General features: G+C 59.4%; 16 protein-coding genes. 2 read left to right on the forward strand and 14 right to left on the reverse strand.

From position 1 onward, the window contains the following. Positions 1–54: 54 nt before the first annotated feature. On the forward strand, positions 55–915 hold the full coding sequence (gene cho / locus AC6I8P_RS10675; protein WP_058757668.1) for an excinuclease Cho: 861 nt from the start codon (positions 55–57) through the stop codon (positions 913–915). 78 nt (positions 916–993) lie between these two features. Here the strand turns inward: cho and spy are convergent, their stop codons facing one another. The 6 genes from spy to AC6I8P_RS10705 all read right to left on the reverse strand — a co-directional run bounded on the left by spy (position 994) and on the right by AC6I8P_RS10705 (position 7,904). Next, positions 994–1,488 (reverse strand): ATP-independent periplasmic protein-refolding chaperone Spy, encoded by a 495-nt coding sequence (spy, locus tag AC6I8P_RS10680; RefSeq protein WP_498030598.1) that lies wholly within the window; start codon positions 1,486–1,488, stop codon positions 994–996. A 335-nt stretch (positions 1,489–1,823) separates the two neighbouring features. Beyond that, positions 1,824–2,819: a succinylglutamate desuccinylase gene (astE, locus tag AC6I8P_RS10685; RefSeq protein ID WP_058757667.1), complete on the reverse strand. Its 996-nt coding sequence runs from the start codon at positions 2,817–2,819 to the stop codon at positions 1,824–1,826. Positions 2,820–2,864: 45 nt separating this feature from the next. Further along, positions 2,865–4,193, reverse strand: a complete 1,329-nt coding sequence (gene astB, locus AC6I8P_RS10690; protein ID WP_498030599.1) for an N-succinylarginine dihydrolase — start codon at positions 4,191–4,193, stop codon at positions 2,865–2,867. Then, positions 4,190–5,659 carry a succinylglutamate-semialdehyde dehydrogenase gene (astD, locus tag AC6I8P_RS10695; RefSeq protein WP_498030600.1) on the reverse strand — a complete coding sequence of 490 codons (1,470 nt, stop codon included), beginning with the start codon at positions 5,657–5,659 and terminating at the stop codon, positions 4,190–4,192. The genes astB and astD overlap by 4 nt, the downstream gene beginning before the upstream one ends. Beyond that, positions 5,656–6,687 (reverse strand): arginine N-succinyltransferase, encoded by a 1,032-nt coding sequence (gene astA, locus AC6I8P_RS10700; protein WP_021506267.1) that lies wholly within the window; start codon positions 6,685–6,687, stop codon positions 5,656–5,658. Before astA ends, astD begins: the two co-directional genes overlap by 4 nt. Next, positions 6,684–7,904 carry an aspartate aminotransferase family protein gene (locus AC6I8P_RS10705; protein ID WP_498030601.1) on the reverse strand — a complete coding sequence of 407 codons (1,221 nt, stop codon included), beginning with the start codon at positions 7,902–7,904 and terminating at the stop codon, positions 6,684–6,686. Before AC6I8P_RS10705 ends, astA begins: the two co-directional genes overlap by 4 nt. Positions 7,905–8,774: 870 nt before the next feature. Here AC6I8P_RS10705 and AC6I8P_RS10710 point away from each other — a divergent pair. Further along, on the forward strand, positions 8,775–9,863 hold the full coding sequence (locus tag AC6I8P_RS10710) for a porin (RefSeq protein ID WP_031279188.1): 1,089 nt from the start codon (positions 8,775–8,777) through the stop codon (positions 9,861–9,863). 93 nt (positions 9,864–9,956) lie between these two features. Here the strand turns inward: AC6I8P_RS10710 and AC6I8P_RS10715 are convergent, their stop codons facing one another. The 8 genes from AC6I8P_RS10715 to AC6I8P_RS10750 all read right to left on the reverse strand — a co-directional run bounded on the left by AC6I8P_RS10715 (position 9,957) and on the right by AC6I8P_RS10750 (position 20,069). Then, positions 9,957–11,396, reverse strand: coding sequence for a YchO/YchP family invasin (locus AC6I8P_RS10715; RefSeq protein ID WP_498030602.1), 1,440 nt, complete (start codon positions 11,394–11,396; stop codon positions 9,957–9,959). 226 nt (positions 11,397–11,622) lie between these two features. Next, the gene (gene cheZ / locus AC6I8P_RS10720) at positions 11,623–12,264 is read right to left on the reverse strand and encodes a protein phosphatase CheZ (RefSeq protein WP_058757663.1); all 642 of its coding nucleotides are present in this window, start codon (positions 12,262–12,264) and stop codon (positions 11,623–11,625) included. A 9-nt stretch (positions 12,265–12,273) separates the two neighbouring features. Next, positions 12,274–12,663 carry a chemotaxis response regulator CheY gene (cheY, locus tag AC6I8P_RS10725; protein WP_021506272.1) on the reverse strand — a complete coding sequence of 130 codons (390 nt, stop codon included), beginning with the start codon at positions 12,661–12,663 and terminating at the stop codon, positions 12,274–12,276. A 39-nt stretch (positions 12,664–12,702) separates the two neighbouring features. After that, complete coding sequence (locus AC6I8P_RS10730) at positions 12,703–13,752, reverse strand: protein-glutamate methylesterase/protein-glutamine glutaminase (RefSeq protein ID WP_021506273.1); 1,050 nt, start codon at positions 13,750–13,752, stop codon at positions 12,703–12,705. Next, on the reverse strand, positions 13,749–14,624 hold the full coding sequence (cheR, locus tag AC6I8P_RS10735; RefSeq protein WP_031279190.1) for a protein-glutamate O-methyltransferase CheR: 876 nt from the start codon (positions 14,622–14,624) through the stop codon (positions 13,749–13,751). Before cheR ends, AC6I8P_RS10730 begins: the two co-directional genes overlap by 4 nt. Positions 14,625–14,728: 104 nt before the next feature. Next, complete coding sequence (locus AC6I8P_RS10740; protein WP_058769680.1) at positions 14,729–16,408, reverse strand: methyl-accepting chemotaxis protein; 1,680 nt, start codon at positions 16,406–16,408, stop codon at positions 14,729–14,731. A 153-nt stretch (positions 16,409–16,561) separates the two neighbouring features. Then, positions 16,562–18,223, reverse strand: a complete 1,662-nt coding sequence (locus AC6I8P_RS10745; RefSeq protein ID WP_127833955.1) for a methyl-accepting chemotaxis protein — start codon at positions 18,221–18,223, stop codon at positions 16,562–16,564. Between the two features lie 172 nt (positions 18,224–18,395). Continuing rightward, on the reverse strand, positions 18,396–20,069 hold the full coding sequence (locus AC6I8P_RS10750; RefSeq protein ID WP_021506277.1) for a methyl-accepting chemotaxis protein: 1,674 nt from the start codon (positions 20,067–20,069) through the stop codon (positions 18,396–18,398). Between the last annotated feature and the right edge of the window lie 161 nt (positions 20,070–20,230).

Here is a 20,230-nt window from a genome sequence, read left to right on the forward strand (position 1 = left end):
GAGAAAACGCGCACGCTGATATACTGTATGCACAACCAGTAAGCGGAGCGTTCTTTGGTCAGACGAGCAAACCGCCATCGCCTCGAATTTGATGCGGCGGCTATCTATCAATATCCCGAACATCTGCGTCAGTGGCTGGAAGGCTTGCCTAATCAGCCGGGCGTTTACACTTTCCACGGTGATAACGACAACCTGCCGCTGTACATCGGCAAGAGTATCAACCTGCGCAGCCGGGTGATGGCCCATTTTCGCACGGCGGATGAAGCCAGCATGCTGCGCCAGGCGCGACGCGTCAGCTGGATCCCCACCGCCGGGGACGTGGGCGCACAGCTGCTCGAAGCGCAGATGATCAAAACACAGCAGCCGCTGTTCAATAAGCGCCTGCGCAAAAACCGCCAGCTGTGCTCGCTGCAGCTGGGCGATGGCGCACCGCAGGTGGTTTACGCGCGCGATCTCGATTTCTCCTCCTCGCCTGACCTGTACGGGTTATTCCGCAGCCGCTTTGCCGCGTTAGAGAAGCTGAAAAGCCTCGCCGATGAGCTGCGCCTGTGTCACGGCCTGCTGGGATTAGAGCGCCTGCAGCCGGGGCGCGGCTGTTTCCGCGCGGCGCTTAAACGCTGTGCCGGTGCCTGCTGCGGGGCGGAACCGCTGGCGGCGCATCAGCAGCGCCTGCTGGCAGGGCTGGAGCAGCTGCGCGTGGTGTGCTGGCCGTGGCAGGGCCCGGTGGGTATGGTGGAGCGCGGGACGGAGATGACGCAGATTCACGTCATCGATCACTGGTTCTGGCTGGGATCGGTCAGCAGTGAGCAGGAAGCGCGTCAGCTGCAGCGTGCGCGTCACGGCTTCGACCATGACGGCTACAAAATTCTCTGCCGACCGCTGCTGTCCGGCGTTTATCCGCTGATTGAGCTGTAACGCAAAACCGCCGACGCTGCCCAAAGCAGCGTGTGCAATGGACAACGTCGGCGGTCTCAAACCGGTGAGCTAAACGGCTTATTCACCATCAGCCGGCGGTGGCGGCATTTTACCGTCATGCGGGCCTTTTTCTGTCAGACGTTTCTCAAAGTTGGCGTTGTACTGCTTCTTCTGGTCTGGCGTCAGCACGTTATAGATCTTGTTCTGGGTTTCCAGCATCTTCAACGCATGCTCTTTCGCATTGGCGCTCATTTTGTCTGCCTGCGCTTCTGCTTTGGCACGGTCAAAGGTGTCGGATGCGATGATGCTGTGGTTAGCACGACGCTCTTCCAGCGATGGACGCTTCATGTCTTTGTGGCTGTCACGCAGGATGTCGCGAATCTGGGTTTTCTGCGCGTCGGTCAGGTTGAGTTCTTTGAACATCATGTCCATGCCGTGGTGGCGCATCGGCTTGTGCATCGGTTTTTCACTGCCCGCTGGCGGCGGCGTCAGGTTGTCAGCCGCAGCATGGACGATATTGGCGGCACCGAAAGCCATTGCGGTAGCCAGAAACAGGGAGGTCAGTTTACGCATAATATTGTCCTTACTTTTCAGTTTAATGACGACAGCCTGTGTCGCGTCTTCGGAAACAAGCATACGACGCTGAACGTCAACTACTCAGAGGCTGAGTAAAGCCCTGCAAGCATAAAAGACAGATATCGGGCAATCATGGAGAGATTGCGAAGAAATGCGTGAGGAATTGCAAAAGAGTATGACGATCAAGGGGAAAGCGCAGGAATTAAGGAGGAGTGTAATGGCTTTGTCGGTTTTGCGGAAGGGAAAATGTCGTTAATTTGCACACATTCTCTGCTCACCCGTGACCTCTCCCGTCACAGGGAGAGGAGGGATTGCCGGGTAGAGCTTTCGGATTACAACTCCAGCGCCTGGGTCTGCTCACTCTCCTCCACCAGCATCAGCCCGGCGCGCAGGCCCGGTGCCACGTTGGGATTGGGGAACAGCACATATTCACGCGCCTGCTGCACGTAATAGCGCCGCTCACCCTCTTCCGCCAGCAGCGTGCCCTGCGGGAAAGCCGTGAAGTTGAGAGTTTCCGGGCCCATGTGCAGAACAAACTGCTCGCCGTGCCGGGTGATTTGCTGTGCCACGCGATAATGGCGCGGCGTCTCGCGCACCGGCGGCAGCGCCTCACCGTACAGCAGCGCCGCCAGCGCACGCTGCACACCGCTGAACTGCGTGAGATCGTTCTCGCCAAACGGCAGCGCCTTTCCCAGCTCCAGCGTACAACTGGCTGCCGCGTAGTGTTCACAGCTGAAGTGGGTGAAGGTGCCGCCCGGCGCACGGTGAAACACCAGCGCTTCCAGTTCGGCCGCTGCCAGCCAGTGTAAAAAATCTGCTGGCCACGGCTGGCTGTTGAGCGGCATCACGCCAAAGCGCGTATGCCACGAACCGCGAATCGCGGTGTGCAAATCGAGATGCCAGCGAATTTCGTGATCGAGGCACTCGCACCAGAAGTTCTCCAGCGCCTGCTCCAGCTGGAGCGCGCGCTGCGCCTCCGGCACGTCGGCCACCTGTTGCCAGCGGCCACCGAACAGCCGGTTGATATCATAATGCTGGTAGCGTTTGCCGCTGCGCAGCGCCGCCGGGTTGCCGAGGATCACCAGCAGGCGCACGGCCAGCGGTTTTTCCCCCTGCAGCAGCGGCGTCAGCAACAGATTGAGGATCTCCACCGGGGCGGTCTCGTTGCCGTGAATCCCGGCGGAGAGAACCAGCGCCTGCTGCGTGGGCGTATGCGGTGTCAGGGATAGTATGCCCTCATCATGCCACTGCCAGTGCAGGTGGGCGTTACTGCCCTGCCGCTGCGCGGGCGGGCGGCCTGACAGGGTTTGCTGTAAAAAGTCCTGCATGTTCACTCCTTTCTGACACAGGGGGCAACACATTTGCCCCCGGCGTTAACGCTGAAACGCGTAGACACTGCCTAAGTCTAGCAGCTGTGTCAGCTCGTCCAGCGCGCTTCGCCCTTCGCTCAGCAGCTGCGGATCGGCCAGGTCGGCCTGCGTCAGGCGGTCGCGATAGTGACGATCCACCCAGTCATTCAGACGCGTAAACAGGCGATCGTTCATCAGCACCGCCGGATTGACGGCCTGACGCTCCGCCTCGGTTAACACCACGCGCAGACGCAGACAAGCCGGTCCGCCGCCGTTGCACATGCTCTCGCGCAGATCAAACACCTGCAGCTCACGAATCGGGCCGCCGCTCTCCACCAGCTCGCTCAGGTAGCGCCACACGCCGGCATGCTGACGCGACTCTTCCGGCAGCACCAGCCGCATACCGCCGTCCGGATGCTGCAGCAGCTGGCTGTTAAACAAGTAGGTGTTCACCGCATCGGCCACTGACACCCGATCGCGCGGCACCACAATCGGCTGGAAGCCTGGCACCTGCGCCGCCAGCTGTTGCAGCAGCTGGGGCTGGTCGACAAACGCCTCTTCGTGGCAGAAAAAAACCTGCTGATTGCTGACGGCGATTACGTCGTTGTGGAACACCCCCTGATCGATCACCGCCGGATTTTGCTGAGCAAACAGCGTGCGCGCGTCATCCAGCTGATGCAGTCTCGCCACCGCCGCGCTGGCTTCACGCGTCTGACGCGCCGGATAGCGCGCCGGTGCGCTGCCCTGCTGCTGGCCGTCGCGGCCGTAGACAAACAGCTGCACGCCGGGCGTGCCATAGTCAGCGCCGAAGCGGTTATGGTTGGCTGCACCTTCGTCACCAAACAGCGCCACCTGCGGCAGCGCGTCGTGTACGCTGAAGTGGCGGCCATCGCGGAAGATGGAGCGCAGCAGGTCGGCGGTTTCCGGCGCTTCAATCGCCCGGTGGAACTTATTGTTCAGGTTGGCAACGGTAAAATGCACTTTGCCGTCGGCGCTGTCGGCAGAGGGCGAAACCGTGGCCGCATTGGCCACCCACATCGCCGACGCCGAACTGGCCGCTGACAGCAGTTGCGGTGCCTGCTGCGCCGCTTTGGCCAGCACCTGCGCATCGCTGCCGCTGAATCCCAGCTGGCGCAGCAGCGGCAGATTAGGCCGCTCGTGCGGAGGGATAACCCCCTGCACATAGCCCATGTCGGCCAGCGCCTTCATTTTCAGCAGCCCCTGTTTGGCCGCCAGTCGCGGATTGGAGGGCTGCAGCTGATTGCGCGTGGAGGCTTCGTTGCCAAACGACAGGCCGGCGTAATGGTGCGTCAGGCCGACCAGACCATCAAAGTTTGCTTCAAACGCCTTCATGATGTCGCTCCTGAAGCAGCAAAATCGAGCCCTGGCGACAGGCTGCCCGGCAGCGCTAAGCTGCTGCTCTCCAGCGAGGCCATCGGCCAGGCGCAGTAATCCGCCGCGTACCAGGCGCTGGCACGGTGATTACCGGAAGCGCCCACGCCGCCAAACGGTGCCGAACTGGCGGCGCCGGTCAGCGGTTTATTCCAGTTCACGATGCCGGCGCGCGCTTCCAGCAGCAGCTGATCAAACTGGTCACGCTGCGGTGACACCAGTCCGCACGACAATCCGTAGCGCGTGTCGTTGGCGAGGCCAATCGCCTGCGCGTAATGGTCGTAGCGGATGACCTGCAGCAGCGGTCCGAACACCTCTTCGTCAGGTAGTCCGGCGACGCCGGTCATGTCGATGATGCCGGGCGTAATAATCGCGCTGTCGCGATCCGGCCAGCGCATCGCCAGCAACTCCTTTCCACCCAGCGCAATCCGCTGCTGCCAGGCAGCGAAGATCTGCCCGGCGGCGGCGGGCGAAATCACGCTGCCCATAAACGGCTGCGGTTCGGCGTCCCACGCTGCCGGTTTGAGGCGCGCACTCACCTCGACCAGGCGCTGCAGGAAGGCATCACCCGCCGCACCGCGTTTCACCAGCAAACGACGCGCGCAGGTGCAGCGCTGGCCGGCGGTAATGAACGCCGACTGAATGGCGATATGCACCGCGCCATCAATGTCGGCCGGATCTTCCACAATCAGCGCATTGTTGCCGCCCATCTCCAGCGCCAGCATTTTCTCCGGCTGTCCGGCGAACTGGCGATGCAGGTGATAGCCGGTGGCCGCGCTACCGGTAAACAGCAGGCCGTCAATCTGCTCCGCCTGCGCCAGCGCCTGGCCGGTATCACGTCCGCCCTGTAACAGCGCCAGCGTACCCGCCGGCAGGCCCGCTTCCTGCCACAGCTGCACAGTTTTCTCTGCGGTTGCAGGCGTCAGTTCGCTTGGTTTAAACAGCACGCAGTTGCCCGCCAGCAGCGCCGGCACGATATGTCCGTTTGGCAGATGGCCAGGGAAGTTATACGGCCCAAACACCGCCAGCACGCCGTGCGGCCGGTGGCGCAGCGAACTCTCGCCCTCCGCCTGCTCGCCGGTGCGGGTGTGATAAGCCTTAATCGAAATGGCCACTTTATTGATCATCGCCTGCACTTCGGTCAGCGTTTCCCAGCGCGGCTTGCCGGTCTCACGTGCGATGATCGCCGCCAGCTCGGTTTTATCCCGCTCCAGCAGACGGGCAAAATCCTCTACCCGCGCCTGGCGGGCAGCAAACGGCAGACGTGCCCATGCCGGGAACGCCGCGCGAGCCGCCTCACAGGCCGCCGCCACCTGCGCCGCAGAAGCAGCGTTGCCCTGCCATAAGATCTCGCCGCTCACCGGATTGTGTTTACTCAGCGTCCCCGCGCTGCCCGGCTGCCATTCACCGTTGATAAAATGCGTCATGCGTTATTCTCCTCGCGACCCAGGGTAACCACCCGCAGCGAATCGCCATAGTCGCAGCGCAGCGCGGTGCGCTGCTGCTGATTAATCAGAACCTGTCCGGATGCGACATCGACCGGCAGCAGCGCCACGCGAAACTGCTGATAGTCGCAGTTCGCCACCAGACACAGCGGCCAGTGCGCCTCAGCTTCGCCTTCGCTGGCGGTCAGCACTTTGCTCTTGCGGATGGCGCGGATGCGGTCAATCTCACACTCCAGCGTCGGGCCGCCGTCAAAGATGTCGATATAGTTGAGATAGCGGAAACCCTCGGCTTCCAGCACCGCGCGCGCCGGCGCGGTTTTCGGGTGGACTTCACCAATCACCTGCTGTGCCGCTTCCGACAGATAGTGGATATACAGCGGATGCTTGGGCATCAGTTCAGCGATAAAGGCTTTTTGCCCGGTGCCGCTGAGAAAATCGGCCTGGCGAAACTCCATAGAGAAGAAACGGCTGCCCACGCTGTCCCAGAATGGCGAATGTCCCTGCTCGTCGCTGACGCCGCGCATCTCCGCAACCACGTGCTTCATGAAGCGCTCGCGGAAATTCGCCATAAACAGAAAGCGCGACTTGGACAGCAGATGGCCGTTTTTACCGTCGCGGTAGTCAGGATCGAGGAACAGCGTACACAGTTCGCTGCTGCCGGTGTGATCGTTACTCAGCGACAGCGTCGGCAAACTGGCGTAAACGTTCAGCTCTTTCGAGGCGTGTACCTGAGTACCGACGCGGAAGTTGTACCAGGGATCCTGCAAACCTACCGCCACTTCAATGGCGCAGATGCCAACGGCGCGATTGTCACTGCTATCCGCCAGCACAAATACGTAGCCCTGTTCAGCGCGCGGCAGCGCGTCCTGCCAGGTTTGCAGCGAGCGCTCAATGCGCGCTTTCAGCGTCTCGCTGTCAGCGGGCAGCGAGGTCAGACCGCCGCCGGTTTTCCCCGCCAGCGCCAGCAGCTGCGGCAGATCGTCACGTTCGACGGGGCGGATCACCATCATGATGTGGCTCCTTTGAGCACGCGTGCGCAGGCGCGTTCGAAGCGCGCCAGCCCTTCTTTTACTTCACGCTCGCTGATGTTCAGCGCCGGCGCAAAGCGCACCACGCTGGCACCGGCGATCAGTACCATCACGCCCTCTTCCGCCGCCGTCAGGTTGAACTGTTTGGCTTTACCGGCAAAATCGTCATTCAGTACCGCGCCAATCAGCAGGCCCAGGCCGCGAATCTCTTTAAACACCGGCAGCCGCTGGTTGATCTCCTGCAGCGCCGTGACAAACCACTGGTGCCGCTCGGCGACGCCAGCCATAAACTCAGGCTGATTGATCAGCTCCAGCACTTTACCGGCCACCGCACCGGCCAGCGGGTTGCCGCCGTAAGTGGTGCCGTGCGTGCCGACGCCCATCACCTGCGCCAGATCTTCACGCGTCAGCATCGCACCGATGGGGAAGCCGCCGCCCAGCGCCTTGGCGGTGCTCAGCACATCCGGCGTGACGCCGTAATGCATATAGGCATACAGCGAGCCGGTACGGCCGACACCGCTCTGCACTTCATCAAAAATCAACAGCGCCTGATGGCGGTCGCATAGTTCGCGCAGTCCGCGCAGGAACGCCGGATCGGCCGGTAATACACCGCCCTCGCCCTGAATCGGCTCGACGATGACCGCGCAGGTCTGGTCATTAATTAAGGTCGCCGCCGAGGCCAGATCGTTAAAGGTGGCATGCTGAATGGCTGGCGGTAACGGGGCGAAATCGCGCGAATAGGCGGGCTGGCCGCCGGCTGAAACGGTGAACAGGGTGCGGCCGTGGAAGGCATTGGTGAAGGCGACGATACCGTTTTTTTCGGCACCGAAACGGTCGTGCGCCACTTTACGCGCCAGCTTCAGCGCGGCCTCGTTGGCTTCCGCCCCGGAGTTACAGAAGAACACGCGGTCAGCAAAGGTGGCATCAATCAGCTGCTTCGCCAGGCGCAGAATCGGTTCGTTGGTGTAGCCGTTGCCGGTGTGCCACAGTTTACCGGCCTGCTCGGTCAGCGCCTGCTGCAGCGCGGGATGCGCATGGCCAAGCGCGTTCACCGCGATGCCACCGGCAAAATCGATGTACTCTTTGCCCTGCTGATCCCACAGCGTAGAACCCTCGGCACGCACCGGCACAAAAGCCGCAGGGGCATAAACCGGCATCATCCATTGATCGAAATCGTGACGTGAAACCTGCAGTGACATAGCCATTTCTCCTGCCTCACTTCGGGTGAAGCTTTTGTTTTAAAATTGTTAAAAGTTGCTGAGTTGCAGCTCGACTATAGAGTGCAGTTAACGTGCCAGCCAGAGGAAAAAATGCATAAATCAGGTTAGCCAACGAAATATCAATAACTTACACCCTTTCGCTATGCACATTTAATGCATAAAAAGTGAATAACCATCCGATGACAGCGGCACCGCAGTAATTTGTTTAGCGGATTTATGCATTCGCAAAATGAAATATTGCTTTTGTGATCGCACAGCGGATATTTCGCCAAAATGAGGCGTCTGCTGCGCCATTTTGGGGCGTGCTGCGCTCAGCGGGTGCAAGTGACAGCCCGGTTCAGGCATCGGCGTGGTGCATGTCAGCCGTTTATTAGTAACAACTGATTAACTTATTTTGGCTACCTTGTGCCAGGCTGGCCGGTAATTAAACGTATTAAAGATCGGGATATTATTTAGCCTGAAATAAACCGACACAGTGCGTCAATGCGGATAATTTACGGGGTGACTATCAGCCTGCTTTGATTCATAAGCATTGAACTTTAAGGCATAGGCTTGTGCTATTTAAGGCAATAAAACGCTATTTTTATTAAGTCATATCCCTCTTACTTTAATCATTACTTATCAATAATATAAATATTAATCGTCGATTAAACGCTCACTTAATCATGATAAGTAAAAGCGATTCCCATTTCCGAATAATGGAATTGGCGTATAAAAATCGCACAAATAGCCAATAAGAAATTATTTGTTACAACTATTGCACTACTGATCTTTATCCTTTTGTGTCATTTTCTTGTCACCCCACCAGGGGCTTAAAAAATTAAAAAATAACACAGGGTAAAAATATAAATGATGAAGCGCACTTTACTGGCAGCAGTCATGCCATTGCTGCTGGGATTTTCTGTGGCTCAGGCCGCTGAAATCTATAATAAGGATGGTAACAAGCTGGATCTGGTCGGCAAAATTAACGTGTCGCACCTGTTCTCCGATGACACCACCAATGATGGTGATACCTCATCGTATGTCCGTATCGGTTTTAAGGGCGAAACCAAAATTACCGATCAGCTGACCGGCTACGGTTTCTGGCAATCGCAGTTCAGCCTGCGTAACACGGAAGGCGCCGATGCGCAGGCCGGTAATAAAACCCGCCTCGGCTATGCGGGTCTGAAGTTTGCGCAGTTTGGTTCGATCGACTATGGCCGTAACTATGGTCTGATTTATGACGTGCTGGGCTATACCGATATGCTGCCTTTCTTCGGCGGTGATTCCGGTTATGTCGATGCTTTCCTGTCCGGTCGCTCCACCGGCGTGCTGACCTGGCGTAACAAAGATTTCTTCGGTCTGGTTAAAGGCTGGAACGTCGCAGCGCAGTACGAAGGCAAGAACGAGCGCAGCGACAGCGCGGCAACGCCAAACCTGGCGGTACGCCGCTCCAACGGTGATGGTTTCGCCCTTTCCACCTCGTATGACACCGACTTTGGCCTGAGCGCGGTGGCCGCCTATGCCAGCCTCAATCGCGTCAGCGCGCAAAACCTTGCCACTTACGGCAGAGGTGAGAAAGCCGAACACTGGGAAACCGGGGTGAAATATGATGCTAACCAGCTCTATCTGGCGACCATCTACGGCGAATCCCACAACGCTACGCCAATCGGTAACAGCGGGTTCGCCAACAAAGCGGTGAATTTTGAAGCCGTGGCGCAGTATCAGTTCCTGAACGGTTTCCGTCCGTCGCTGGGCTACGTGAGCTCAAAGGGCAAAAATATTGAAAACGTCGGCGACGCCTGGCTGTTCAAATACGCGTCCGTGGGTGCCACCTACTACTTCAACAAGAACATGTCGGTCTACAGCGAATACCGCATCAACCTGCTGAAAGATGACAACGCGCTGCGCCTGAAAACCGACGATATTACCGCGGTCGGTCTGGTGTACCAGTTCTGATGATGATTTACCCTCATGGCATCCCGGCAAGTGTCGGCTGAGGATGCAGCAAAGGGCAGCTCCGGCTGCCCTTTTTCTCTGGTGCCGCGCTGATTATGGCGCCAGCAGGTCGAAGCGGTTTTCATCCCCCTGATCCAGCATCACCGGCGGCTGCACCTGCAGCGTAATCCAGTTGGAAGTCACGCGATTTTGCTTGCTGTCCTCCAGCGCCACCGACAGGCGATAACTGTTGTTCGCCTCAGGCGACGCATCCCACGCGGGCATAATAATACTCCAGCCCTGCGGGTCGTTGGGATCGGCACCCGGCGTCAGGCTCAGCGCCTGCGTATCGCCCTGCCAGCTGACTTTACTGATTGGATGAGCACTGCGGATCTGCAGTTTCAGTGGCAAACTCTCGCCCGCATTGAGCTGCCACGGCGGCGTGGCGAGGAATACCGACAGGGTTTTACGCTGGCGGAACTCCAGCACCGGCGTATTGCTGCGCGTGACCAAATCATAGCGGCTACCGCGCAGCGAACGCGCGGCGGCGACGTTATCCGGATTGAGCTGCTGACTGAGCGCCACGCCAAAGCGGTAGTTGAGACGTAAGCCGAGCTGATCCTGGCTCTCGCCTTCATTACTGGTTTTGTGGCTGGCCGATACCGTGACCAGCGGCACCGGCGTATAGGAAACGCCGAGCGTCAGCGCCGATGGATTGTGATAGCTGTTGCCGGAATTAAACAGATCGACATTGTTGCCGAGATATTGCTGCCAGCTGACCGACACGCCCAGCTGGCGGTAAAACGGCAGATAGCCCTGAGTGGTGACATCATACCCGCGCGCCAGCCGCTGCTGCTGGAACGGATTGCGGTTGCGCCAGCCGGACAGCGGCGTGTAGTAGTTGGCGGATAAGCGCAGATAATCGCTCCAGGCTTCGGTGCCCAGCGAGGCGCGCTGCAGTCCGCTGTCAAACAGCCGGTCAACAAAGCCGTTGTAGCCCAGCAGCCAGCCGCCCGCGGCCCAGCGCTGGCCCAGCCCGGCATTGCCCACCATGCCGTCATCGGTCTGGTGCACGCCAAGCTGGCTAAACGTGAGGTAATTGTAGCGATCGGCCCACGGTGTCAGCAGCGAGGCGCCGCTGCCGCTGAAGTTACCGTCCATATCGACGTTAAGATCGATCTGCGCCTGGCCATAAGGCGACAGCAGCGACTGCCCTTCATCCGCCACGCGGGTGGCGACCTCATCGCGAAAATGGTTAAACGCCCAGATACCGGCCTGCTGGCCCAGCGTGGTGTCGCTGTCGCTGTTCTGGCTGGCCTCGCCAATGCTTTTGGCAATGCCCGCCAGCTTTTTACTGAACGCCGCGGTATCGTCCTGATAGCCCAGTGCCGGTAAGGTCTCGGCGATTTTCTGGAAACGCGCGGGGTCGGCAAACGGCGTCGCGGAGACTTCAGTGTCGTCGGTGAAGGCCTGCGCAGGCGCAACGGCAACAAGAACGGGGGCACCGAGGGCGGTAGCAGCGAAAATTTTGCGGGTCAGAACCAATGGCAGCATAGCAAAAGAGTATTCGTTTCAGTTTAGAATTTGAGGTAGCTCACAAAACTGTACGACTTTACCTTAACATATCCTCGCGCCAACGTAGGACTTGTCTTGCTATGTTTCAGAATTTACGCCACCCGCGGGCATGCAGGGCGATCAGACGGGAAAACACGTCGTGCGTTCCCCTCTCCCGGGCGGGAGAGGGTTCGGGTTCGGATGCGGGTTGAACACCCGATCAGCATTAAAAACCTAAACTGTCCAGCAGGTCGTCAACCTGATCCTGGCTGGATACCACACCTGGCGCGTTAGCATGGATCTGCGGACCGTTCAGCAGGCTGTTGCCCTCTTTACGTGCCGCCGCATTGGCTTCCGGCATGTTCTCCAGCAGTACCATCAGCAGCTGACGTTCAATCTCCTGGATCACATCCATCATGCGCTTGATTACCTGACCGGTCAGGTCCTGGAAATCCTGCGCCATCATGATTTCCAGCAGCTGCTTGTTGGTGTACGCCGTGTGAGACGGAACGTCGTCAAGGAACTGGCGCGTATCCGAAACCAACTCGCGTGCATCCGCCAGCTCGATCGGGTTTTCAAACCAGGCATCCCAGCGGCCTTTCAGCTGGGTGGCGCCGGCTTCCATCTGGTCCTGGTGTGGCTGCGCCGCTTCCACACAGTTCAGCGCACGTTCCGCTGCCTGTGCGGTCATCTGCACCACATAATCCAGACGGTCACGCGCGTCCGGAATCGCTTCTGCCGCTTCGGCAATGGCCTGATCCAGCCCCAATTCGCGCAGGCTGTCACGCAGCATACGTGTCAGAGAGCCAATCCGGGCAATAATCTCGTGTGCCGAAGCTTCTTCAGTTGGTTTCGGAAGGTCGCTCATCACATCTCCTTACATACCCAGTTTTTCGAAGATTTTGCCCAACTTCTCTTCCAGCGTGGCGGCGGTGAAAGGCTTCACCACGTAACCGCTGGCACCGGCCTGCGCGGCGGCGATGATGTTCTCTTTCTTGGCTTCGGCAGTGACCATCAGCACCGGCAGTTTGCCCAGCGTGGCGTCGGCGCGAATGGTCTGCAGCAGTTCCAGACCGTCCATGTTCGGCATGTTCCAGTCAGAGATAACGAAATCGAAGCCGCCTGCACGCAGTTTGGTCAGGGCGTCGACGCCATCCTCGGCCTCTTCCACGTTATTGAATCCCAGCTCTTTCAGCAGGTTACGGACGATACGACGCATCGTGTTGAAGTCGTCCACTACCAAAAAGCGCATGTTTTTATCAGCCATATCTACTCCTGTGTTGTCTTGTCCGGCAGGACCGGCTCGTTAAATTCGCAATGCCTGTCCGGCGCTAATTTTGGCCAGCATATGCTGGCTGATGTGACCCAGATCGACCACTTCACTGGTGCCGCCCATCGCTATCGCTTCGCGCGGCATACCAAATACCACACAGCTGGCTTCATCCTGGGCGATGGTCCACGCGCCGGCGCGGTGCATTTCCAGCATCCCGGCCGCGCCGTCGTTGCCCATGCCGGTCAGAATGACCCCCACTGCATTTCGCCCGGCGTTGACCGCAACCGAGCGGAACAGGACGTCCACCGACGGTTTATGGCGGTTCACCGGCGGTCCGTCGTTCAGTTTCACCACGTAGTTGGCACCGCTGCGCGCCAGCTCCATGTGCATCGCGCCCGGCGCGATATAGGCGTGACCGGGCAAAATACGCTCGCCGTCTTCCGCCTCTTTCACGGTGATCTGGCACAGCTTGTTCAGCCGCTCGGCAAACGAGCGGGTAAAACCGGGCGGCATATGCTGCGTAATCAGCAGCGCCGGGCTGGTGGCCGGCAGCGGCTGCAGCACATGGCGAATCGCCTCGGTGCCGCCGGTTGAAGAGCCGATAGCAATCAGCTTTTCACTGCTCAGCAGCGGTCCCGCTTTCAGCATTACCGGCTGCGGCGTGGCAGCACGCGCATGCAGTTTGGCGCGCGCGGCGGCGCGAATCTTGTCGGCGATCATCTGGCTGTAGGCCAGCATGCCTTCACGGATGCCGAGCTGCGGCTTGGTGACGAAATCCACCGCGCCTAACTCCAGCGCACGCAGCGTCACTTCCGATCCTTTACCGGTCAGCGACGAAACCATCACCACCGGCATCGGCCGCAGGCGCATCAGTTTTTCGAGGAAGTCGAGGCCATCCATACGCGGCATTTCGACATCCAGCGTCAGCACCTGCGGGTTATACTGTTTGATCAAATCCCGCGCTACCAGCGGGTCCGGCGCCGTCGCGACCATCTCCATATCGGGATGGCTGTTGATGATCTCCGTCATCAACTGGCGCATCAGCGCGGAATCATCCACGCACATCACGGTGATTTTGCTCATCGTCTTTCCTTGGTCAGTCCATAGACAGTCTGTCCACGCAGCCAGAACTCTTTACTGATCTGACTGAAGTTTTCCGAATGCCCGGCAAACAGCAGACCGCCCGGCTTCAGCAGGGGGACAAAACGGCGCAGAATTTGTTCCTGCGTCTCTTTATCGAAATAGATCATCACGTTACGACAGAAAATCGCGTCGAACGGCCCCGGCAATGCCCAGTCGTGCGCCAGTAAATTGAGCTGCGCATAGTTCACCATGTTGGCCAGCTCGCTGCGCACGCGCACCATGCCGGCGTGTGGGCCGGTGCCGCGCAGGAAGAAGCGCTGCAGCTGCGACTGCGATAAGGTGCGCAGCTCCTCCTGGCGATAAACGCCCGCTACCGCTTTTTCCAGCACCTGGGTATCAATATCACTGGCGTGGACGGAAAATTTCCCCGGTCCGGTGCCCAGCGTTTCCGCCAGCGTCATGGCAATCGAGTACGGCTCTTCACCGGTTGAAGCGGCGGTGCTCCACACGCTGTAGTTGCCGCTGCGTTTGCGCGCATGCTCTGCCAGAATCGGGAAGTGGTGCGCCTCACGGAAAAATGAGGTCAGGTTGGTGGTCAGTGCGTTAATAAACGCCTGCCACTCGGCACTGTTCGGGTCCTGCTCCAGCAGCGCCAGATAGCGACCAAAATCATCAATATTCAGCATGCGCAGCCGACGTACCAGACGGTTGTAAACCATCTCGCGTTTGTGGTCGGCCAGCACGATGCCCGCGCGCTGATAGATCAGCTGGCTGATACGACGAAAATGTGTATCGGAAAGCGGCAGGCGCTGCACCATTTGTGAGAGCAGCGTCGTGGCTTCATTTTGATCCAATAACGTCGATTTCTTCATTTCGGGTCACCCGGCAACAAACTGATTAAATTGTGATACTGCGGTTGCTACTGTGCTGCCAGTGCACACCATTCACACGGGCCGCCCTGCGGCGGCCACAAGGGTTAAAAGGTTTCCCAGTTATCGTCAGCGCCACGAGCTCCTGCCGCTTGCGCCAGCGCCTGCGGTGCAGACGGACGCGCAATTTTTGGCGCTGTAGTTACGTTAACGGCCTGGGCGACAAATTCTTTACCAATATTGAACACCGCCACCGACTGTTTCAGTCGGCTGGCCTGATCTTCCAGCGCCGCCGCCGCCGTCGCGGACTCTTCCACCAGCGCCGCGTTCTGCTGGGTGACGCGGTCCATCTCGTTCACCGCCAGGCCAACCTGGTCGATACCGCGGCTCTGCTCATCGGAAGCCGAGGCGATTTCGCCCATGATGTCGGTCACGCGGGTCACCGCGTTGACGATCTCGCTCATGGTTTCGCCCGCGCTCTCTACCAGCACCGAGCCGGTATTGACGCGGCTGACCGAATCTTCAATCAGGCCTTTGATCTCCTTCGCCGCCTGCGCGCTGCGCTGCGCCAGACTGCGCACCTCGCCCGCGACCACGGCGAAACCACGCCCCTGCTCACCGGCGCGTGCCGCTTCCACCGCAGCGTTCAGCGCGAGGATATTGGTCTGGAAGGCGATACCGTCAATCACGCTGGTGATATCGGCAATCTTCTTCGAACTGCCGGCGATGTCCTTCATGGTGCTGACCACGCCATCGACCACTTTGCCGCCCTGTTGCGCCGTTTCGGACGCGTTCAGCGCCAGCTGCGACGCCTGACGGGCGTTTTCCGCGTTCTGCTTCACGGTGGCGGTCAACTGCTCCATGCTGGCCGCGGTCTGCTCCAGCGATGCGGCCTGCTGTTCGGTACGCGAAGAGAGATCGTTGTTGCCCATGGCGATTTCGCTGGCGCCGGTGTAGATGGCGTCCGAACCGTCGCGCACGATGCGTACGGTGCGCGCCAGCTCCTGCTGCATGTGCTGCAGCGAACTGAGCAGGTCGCCCATTTCGTTACGTACGCTGAGATCGACCGGCTGCGTCAGATCGCCGCGCGCAATATGGCGGATGTGCTCAATGCTCTGCTGCAGCGGACGGATCAGCGCCGTACGCATACCGCTCCACACCAGCGCAATCACCAGCAGCGTCACCAGCAGCGTACCGACCACCAGCATAATCGCGTGTTGGTAAGCGCTCTCGTTGGCGTCAATGCCCTGTTTTGCCAGCACAATGTTGTAGGCGAGCCAGGCGTTGTAATCCTTTTCAAATTTGTCCTGAAAACCCTGCGTTGGCTGATCGACAAAGCCTTTAAAGTTACCGGCACTGAGAAAATCAATCAGCTCGGCCAGCGCCCCGCGAAACGCGTTGTAGTTGGCCTGCAGCGTCAGCACGTTCTCCGCGCTTTTGCCCTTTTCCGACAGGTTAGCGTTGAACTCGGCAAAGCTCTGATCGGCGGTTTTCAGCTCCGTATTGGCCAGCGCTACCAGATCTTTTACCGTGGCACCGGAGCCGGCCTGCTGACTGTCCAGCAGATAGCGGATACCGGCACGGTTCAGCGTGTTACGCGCCTGTACCAGCGAAACCCATGAGGTGCCCATCGCCCGCTGCAGGGTGCTAAGACGTTGGTTGTACGCAAAATTATCTTTATCGGCTTTCACCGTTGAAAAAAACATTCCTCCGGAAAACAGCTGCAGTAAGGCAAATAACGCCAGCACGCACAGCAGGCCGGATACCACTCGAACACGACTAAACATAAACACCTCATTAATTGGCGGATCGCTGGTGTTATCGGCGCGCAGGCGCGGATCTTTATGTGAGGTGAAAGGGGTAAGACCAGCAGCAAACCGGAGAAGGGCCAGCCACGCGACCCTCTCCCGCTGCGGGAGAGGGGACGATTCAGGCAGTGATTAAAACGTTTCCCAGTTTCCGTCACTCACCGGGGCCGTAGCGGCTTTACGCACCGCCGGCGGTGTCGTGGTCACCGGGGGACGCACGGCGACCGCTGCCGACGCGCGCGGAATGCGGAACACCGCCACCGACTGGCTCAGGCGGCTGGCCTGCTCCTCCAGCGAGGCCGCGGCGGCGGCCGACTCTTCTACCAGCGAGGCGTTCTGCTGCGTGACGCGGTCCATCTCGGTCACCGCCTGGCCCACCTGGTCGATGCCACGGCTCTGCTCATCCGAGGCCGAAGCGATTTCGCCCATGATGTCAGTCACGCGCGTCACCGCACCGACGATATCCTGCATGGTGTCACCTGCGGTGCCGACCAGCTGCGAACCGGCGTTAACCCGGCTGACCGAATCGTCAATCAGTCCTTTGATCTCCTTCGCCGCCTGCGCGCTGCGCTGCGCCAGGTTGCGCACCTCGCCCGCTACCACGGCAAAACCACGGCCCTGCTCACCGGCGCGCGCCGCTTCGACCGCCGCGTTAAGCGCGAGGATGTTGGTCTGGAAGGCAATGCCGTCGATCACGCTGGTGATATCCGCGATCTTCTTCGAACTGCCGGCGATGTCATGCATGGTGCGCACCACGCCTTCGACCACGTCGCCACCTTTGCGTGCGGTCTCCGACGCGCTGAGCGCCAGCTGCGAGGCCTGCCGGGCATTCTCGGCGTTCTGCTTCACCGTGGCGGTGAGCTGCTCCATGCTGGCCGCGGTCTGCTCCAGCGACGCCGCCTGCTGTTCGGTACGCGCCGAGAGATCGTTGTTGCCGGCGGAAATTTCGCTGGCGCCGGTAAAAATGGCGTCCGAACCGTCGCGTACGTTGCCGACGGTGTGCACCAGCGACTGCTGCATCTCATGCAGACTGCTGGCCAGCTGGCTCATTTCGTTACGCCCTTCAACGGTGATGGTCTGCGTCAGATCGCCTGCGGCGATATGGCGAATGTGACCGAGCAACTGATGCAGCGGCTGAATCAGCACCGTGCGCAGGCCAAACCAGCAGGCGACAATTACCGCGATCACCATCACGGCGACGATCGCCAGCAGCCACATCATGGTGTGGAAGGCACGCTGGTTCTGCGCCACGCCCTCAGCGGCTAAAGCACTCTGCGCGCTGCGCCACTCTTCATAGGTGGCTTTCATTTTGACCTGTTTGGCTTCAATGTTCTGATCAAACATGCCCTGCAGATCGTTGGCTTTCAGCCGGGCCAGCATCGCCTTCAGGCCGTTATTGAACGCGGCATAATCCGCTTCCAGCCGGTCGCGCAGCGCATCAGACAGTCCTGGCGTCGCTGGCAAATCGTAATAGCGCTGATAGTGACCGGCCGCGGTGTCGAGCTGTTTCTCCGTCTGCGCGATCAGTGCATTAAGCTGACCGCCGTTGGTCTGCGACGCCATGCTGCCCTGCATGCGCAGCATGGCGCGGTTGAGCACCGTACGGGTTTGATTCAGTTCAATCCAGGCATCGGACATGGCAGCGACGTTATTACTTGACGTTTGTGCCACAGCAAACGCCTCTTTATCTTTTTGTAATGCCGACCAGAACAGCCCGCCGGACAGTAATTGCATAGCACCGAACACCAGCAGGACTGCGATCAGGCTGGTGACGACGTTGATTCGTTTTAACATGGTGTCTCCAAAAAGGGGGTTACGCCCTGTTTATCGACCGCTGCGCTGAATATTTGAGAGGGTTTACCGGACTTTACGAGGGATAATGCTGAATTAAAGCTTTTTTACAGCGTTTTATAAGTAAAGAAAGCAGGAGATGAGGGAGCGGCGCGCTGTCCGCTCCCGTTTCAGCTTAGAACGTTTCCCAGTTGGCGTCGCTGACCGGCGCGGTCAGCGCTTTGCGTGGCGCACTGGCCTGCGGGGGGGCGATCTGCGGATGGCGCACACCCGTGCTGCTGACAGGCTGAGCGCCACGTGGAATGCGGAACACCGCCACCGACTGGCTGAGACGGCTGGCCTGCTCCTCCAGCGAGGCCGCCGCCGCCGCCGACTCTTCCACCAGCGAGGCGTTCTGCTGCGTGACGCGGTCCATCTCGGTCACCGCCTGGCCGACCTGATCGATACCGCGACTCTGCTCGTCCGACGCCGAGGCGATCTCGCCCATGATGTCGGTGACGCGCGTCACCGCATTGACGATTTCGCCCATGGTATTGCCCGCCGTGCCGACCAGCTGTGAGCCGCTGTCAACGCGACGCACCGAGTCTTCAATCAGCCCTTTGATCTCCTTCGCCGCCTGCGCGCTGCGCTGGGCAAGGTTGCGCACTTCACCGGCCACCACCGCGAAGCCACGGCCCTGTTCCCCGGCGCGCGCCGCTTCGACTGCGGCGTTGAGCGCGAGGATGTTGGTCTGGAAAGCGATACCGTCAATCACGCTGGTAATGTCGGCAATCTTCTTCGAACTGCCGGCGATATCGTGCATGGTGCGCACCACGCCTTCCACCACTTCTCCGCCTTTCTGCGCGGTTTCCGATGCACTGAGCGCCAGCTGCGAGGCCTGCCGCGCGTTCTCGGCGTTCTGCTTCACCGTGGCGGTGAGCTGCTCCATGCTGGCCGCAGTTTGCTCCAGCGACGCCGCCTGCTGTTCGGTACGCGCCGAGAGATCGTTATTGCCGGCGGAGATTTCGCTGGCGCCGGTAAAAATAGCGTCCGAGCCGTCGCGCACGTTGCTGACGGTGCGCACCAGCGCCTGCTGCATCTCCTGCAGCTTGCTCGCCAGCTGGCTCATTTCATTACGTCCTTCGACGGTGATGGTCTGGGTTAAATCGCCCTGCGCAATGTGTTCAATGTGCTGGATGCTGTCGTTGAGCGGCTTAATCAGCACCTTACGCAGGCCGAACCAGCACAGCACGATCACGCCCACTACCAGCGCCAGTACCAGCCCCAGCAGCCACATCATGTGCTCGTAAGCGGCGCTGTTCGCCGCCACGCCGGCCGCCGTCAGACGATCCTGATCGGCGCGCCACTGGGTGTAGTTTTCCAGAAAGGCACTTTGCGTCGGGGCCACCGGTACTTTGCCGGCTGCGGCGGTATCGTTGTGCTGCAGTACCTGCTGCATCTCAGCCAGTGCGCTGGCGTAAGCTTTATAGGTCTGTTCCAGCTGCTGATTGAGCTGCAGGTTCTGGCCCGGCGTGTCCGGCGTGTTTTTAAACAGGGTGAATTTGTCCTGCGCCGTCTGCTGGAACGTCCTGCTCTGCCCGAACAGCGTACTGATGTCAGCTTCGGTGCCGGTCAGTTTACTGGTGGCAATACGCAGCTGGATGCGCGTCAGGATCACGCGGCTTTGGTTGAGGCTCATGTAAGCATCATTGATGGCGGCAATGTTTTTGCTCGCCAGCTGAGAGGTATTGAAACTTTTTTTGTCGTCACTCAGCGCTTTAAAAAACAGCGAGCCGGAAGCCAGCTGCAGTACGCCAAACACCAACAATACCAGCAACAGGCTGGTCACAACGCGGATTTTCGTAAACATAGTTTGCCCTGGGGAAATGAAGAAAAATCGTGCAATACAGTTATCGACCTGGCGGCGGGAATATTGAGCGAGGGCAGGAAATATTTGTGGGCTTTGCTATTGATTTATAACGGTTTAATAAAGGATGTAATAGTCACGGGCCGCATCAGCGACCCGTGACT

Source organism: gamma proteobacterium symbiont of Lampromicra miyakona, assembly GCF_059730895.1.